The organism is Arthrobacter sp. 05L45_2, assembly GCF_056397525.1.
In genome coordinates, this window is sequence record NZ_JBFTNO010000242.1 from 1 (window position 1) to 4,077 (window position 4,077).

Annotated in this window: 3 protein-coding genes; 1 reads left to right on the plus strand and 2 read right to left on the minus strand. The window is 67.4% G+C overall.

What is annotated here, in order from left to right; all coding sequences use genetic code 11:
• Both AC1DHD_RS14685 and AC1DHD_RS14690 read right to left on the minus strand, forming a co-directional pair.
• Positions 1 to 822, minus strand: an 822-nt coding sequence (locus tag AC1DHD_RS14685) for a ParA family protein (RefSeq protein ID WP_476880420.1), incomplete at its 3' end; no start/stop codon positions are given.
• Between the two features lie 271 nt (positions 823 to 1,093).
• Positions 1,094 to 2,461, minus strand: coding sequence for a cation:dicarboxylate symporter family transporter (locus tag AC1DHD_RS14690; RefSeq protein WP_476880421.1), 1,368 nt, complete (start codon positions 2,459 to 2,461; stop codon positions 1,094 to 1,096).
• A 134-nt stretch (positions 2,462 to 2,595) separates the two neighbouring features.
• Between AC1DHD_RS14690 and AC1DHD_RS14695 the strand changes: the two genes are divergently transcribed.
• Positions 2,596 to 4,077: sensor histidine kinase (locus AC1DHD_RS14695; protein WP_476880422.1), on the plus strand; the 1,482-nt coding region annotated here is incomplete at its 3' end.

Consider the following 4,077-nt stretch of genomic DNA (forward strand, 5'->3'; position numbering starts at 1 on the left):
GCTGGTGATCGGTTCGGTCGCGACGGTGGCGTCAGCGAACTTGATCGAGCGTTTGATGACGGTTTCGAAGACTTTGTCCCCGAACGCCTCGACGAGCCGGGCGATGACTTCGCGGCCGTGCAGGGTTCGGGCGTCGTACATGGTGGCGAGGACGCCGTCCACCTGGAGGCGCGGGTTCAGCCGGTCCTGGACCTTGTCGATGGTCTCGACCAGCAGCGCCACGGCGCGCAGGGCGAAGAATTCACAGATCAGCGGGATGACCACGCCGTGGGCGGCGGTCAGGGCGTTGACGGTGAGCAGGCCCAGCGAGGGCTGGCAGTCGATGAGGACGACGTCGTAGTCGTCTTCGACTTTCTTCAGGGCCCGGTCGAGGACCTGTTCGCGGGCAACTTCGTTGACCAGCTGGACTTCGGCGGCCGAGAGGTCGATGTTCGCCGGCAGCAGGTCCACGTTCTCGACGCCGGTCTTCTGGATGGCGTCGCGGATGTCCACCTTGCGGTCCATCAGCACGTTGTAGACGGTGAGGTCCAGTTCGTGCGGGTTGGTGCCCAGGCCGGCGGAGAGGGCGCCCTGCGGGTCGAAGTCGACCAGCAGCACGCGGCGGCCGTATTCAGCCAGGGCGGCTGCCAGGTTGATGGTGGACGTGGTTTTACCCACCCCGCCCTTCTGGTTGACCATGGCGATCACGCGCGCGGGGCCGTGGGATGACAGCGGCGCCGGCTCCGGGAATTCGCGGAGGGGCCGCCCGGTGGGGCCCATGATGGCGTCGTCCAGGTCGAGCTCGGTGCCTTCCAGAGTGGCTGAACCCTGTTCGCTGCTCACGTATCTATCCACACTTTCGATGACGGTGATGTTGTAGTGCCCGATCCTGTTGGCTGCTGTGTTCTGCCCACGGGCTGCCGGAGCGGATCGTTATTCCTCCCAAGGTTACAGGCCCCGACACGGTATTCGACGGACCTTGACAACCGCCGTTCCGCGCGCCTTGACCTTCTGGTAGAGGTCGAGGGTTGCCGCAAGCCGGGCCGGCAGGACGAAGAAAACCGCCCGGACGCGGGTGCGCGTCCGGGCGGTTTCAGTGCGTGCGGGCAGGTGCTCAGGCGTTGGCCGGAACGGGCCGTGCCGTCTCGCCGGCCGGCTGGGCGGCGGGCTGCTCGCTGGCGTGGCCGGCGATCATGGTCTGCTCGTTGAACGGCTCGGCGCCGGAGAGGACACGCTCAACCTGGCCGCCGTCGATCTCCTTGACCCACGTGCCGATCAGGACGGTGGCCACAGCGTTGCCGGTGAAGTTGGTCAGCGCCCGGGCCTCGGACATAAAGCGGTCGATGCCGACGATCATGCCGACGCCGCCGAGGAGCTCGGGGCGGTGCGCCTGCAGGCCGGCCGCCAGGGTGGCGAGGCCGGCGCCGGTGACACCGGCGGCGCCCTTGGAGGCGATGATCATAAAGACCAGCAGCGAGATCTGGGCGCCGAGGTCCAGCGGCGTGCCCATTGCGTTGGCGACGAACAGGGAGGCCATGGTCAGGTAGATGGCCGTGCCGTCGAGGTTGAAGGAGTATCCGGTGGGAACGGTCACGCCGACCACCGGCTTGGACACACCGAGGTGTTCCATCTTCGCGATCAGGCGGGGCAGGGCAGCCTCGGAGGACGACGTGGAGAAGATCAGCAGGTATTCGCGGCCGAGGTACTTCATCAGGCGGAAGATGTTGACGCCCGAGACCACCTGGAGCAGGCCGCCCAGGATCACGACGATGAACACAGCACAAGTGATATAGAAGGCGACCATAAGGGTGGCCATGCTGATGATGGCCTGCACGCCCGTGGCTCCGACGACGGCGGCGATCGCACCGAAGGCGCCGACCGGGGCGAGCCACATGACCATGATCAGGATGCGGAAGACCAGGGCCTGGCCGTGGCCGATGGCCTTCAGGATCGGGGTGCCCTGGGCGCCCATCTTCTGCAGTGCGAAGCCAACCAGGATGGCGGCGAGCAGGGTGGGCAGGACGGGGATGTCCGACGGGATGATGCCGAGCAGGAAGTCGACGGTGCTGTCCGTGGCGGCCTTCTTGTTGGGATCGTACGGGGCGAGCTTGAGCCCTTCACCCGGGTGGATCAGGTTGCCGACAACCAGGCCGATCGCCAGGGCGAAGGTGGACATAACGATGAAGTAGCCGAGGGCGAGGCCGCCGACCTTGCCCACCGTGGCGGCCTTGGCGATGGAGCCGATGCCGAGCACGATGGTGCAGAAAATGACGGGAGCGATCATCATCTTGATGAGCTTGATGAACCCGTCGCCCAGCGGCTTGAGCGACTTACCCACCTCGGGGAAGATCAGGCCCACCAGGGCGCCGAGGACGACGGCGACAATGACTGCAATGTAAAGGTAGTGGGACTTGTCCAGCCCCTTGCGCTTTTTGACCGGCGCCGCGGCGACTGCCGCTGACTCTCCTCGTTGAGAGGCCATGGTGTTCTCCTTGGATAGGCTGGACTGTGATGCGGCTTGGGGTTCGCATCACGTCCGTTCTGCGTGTTCCTCCATCATTGGGGATGAAGTGACGCGCATCACCGTTGCGTTCATATTGGTCATGGAGGGTGCTGATGATCCACCACTGGAGCATCGCGCGCAGGCTCTTTGTTGCCCACCTGCTGTTTATGCTGGCCCTCACCGCAGTTGTTGGCACGGCGACCTTTGTGGACGCCCGGGACCACGCCTATGACGAGGCCGGCCGGCGGATGGCCGGGATCGCCACGGCGGTGGCGGACAACCCCCTGGTCCTCGAGGCGGCGAGCGCCCCTGATCCCAGCGCCAGGCTCCAGCCCTACGCCCTGAAGGTCATGCGYGACGCCCGGGCGGACTTCATCACCATCATGGCGCCGGACCGGACGCGCTGGACCCACCCGCGCAACGAGGAGCTCGGGAAGCCGTACATCGGCTCGATCGATGCCGCGCTGCAGGGCCAGGTCTTTACCGAAATCATGGCCGGCACCCTTGGCCCGTCGGTGCGCACGATTGCCCCCGTCAAGGACGCGGACGGGCACGTCCGTGCGCTGGTGGCGGCCGGCGTCACAGTGGGGACGGTGGACGTGGCGTTTTCCGGCCGCCTGCCCGCCCTGCTGGCCATCGCCGTCGCCCTCCTGGCTGGCGGCTCCGTCGCGTCCTGGCTGCTGGGACGCTACCTGCGCCGGGTGACCCGGGGCTGGGGACCGGAACAGCTCGCGCAGCTCTTCGCGTACTACGAGTCGGTGCTGCACTCGGTCCGGGAGGGGGTGATCCTGATCGATCCGCGGGGCAAGGTGGTCATGTACAACGACCAGGCCGCCGCGCTGCTCGGGGTCCCGCCGCGCCCGGTCGACGGCGGTGCGGTGGCAAGCGGTCCGGCGGATGGCGGTGCGGCAAACGGCCGCGGACAGGGGGCCTTGGCCCTCGCGGAACTGCCCCTGGCCCCCAGCCTCAAGGAACTCTTCGAATCCGGCCGTACCGCGCAGGATGAAATCCACCTGACCGGCCCGCGGGTGCTGGTGGTCAACCAGGGCCCGGCTGTGGGGCCGCGCTCCCCCGCGGTCAGGCAACGCCTGGGATCGGCCGGTCCTCCGGTATACGGCACCGTCGCGACAATCCGGGACCGCACCGAGATCGAGTCGCTCGGCAGCGAACTGGAAACCATGCGGACCCTCTCCGACGCACTGCGGGCCCAGACCCACGAGCACGCGAACCGGCTGCACACCATCGTGTCCCTGATGGAACTGGGCCGTGGCGGCGAGGCCCTGGATTTCGCCACCAAGGACCTCGAGCTCAGCCAGCGCCTGACAGACGACCTCGTCAGTTCCATCGAGGAACCGGTACTCGGCGCCCTCGTTATGGGCAAGGTGGCGGAGGCCCACGAACGCGGCGTGGAGCTGACCCTCAGCACGGGCGGGTCGACGGCGGTCACCGGGCTGGCCGTCCAGGACCTGGTGGCCATCCTCGGGAACCTGCTCGATAACGCGATCGACGCGGCAGCGGACGCGCCCCCGCCCCGGCTGGTGGAGCTGTCAGTCGTAGCCGGGGACGGTGCCCTGGAGATCTCGGTGGAGGACAGC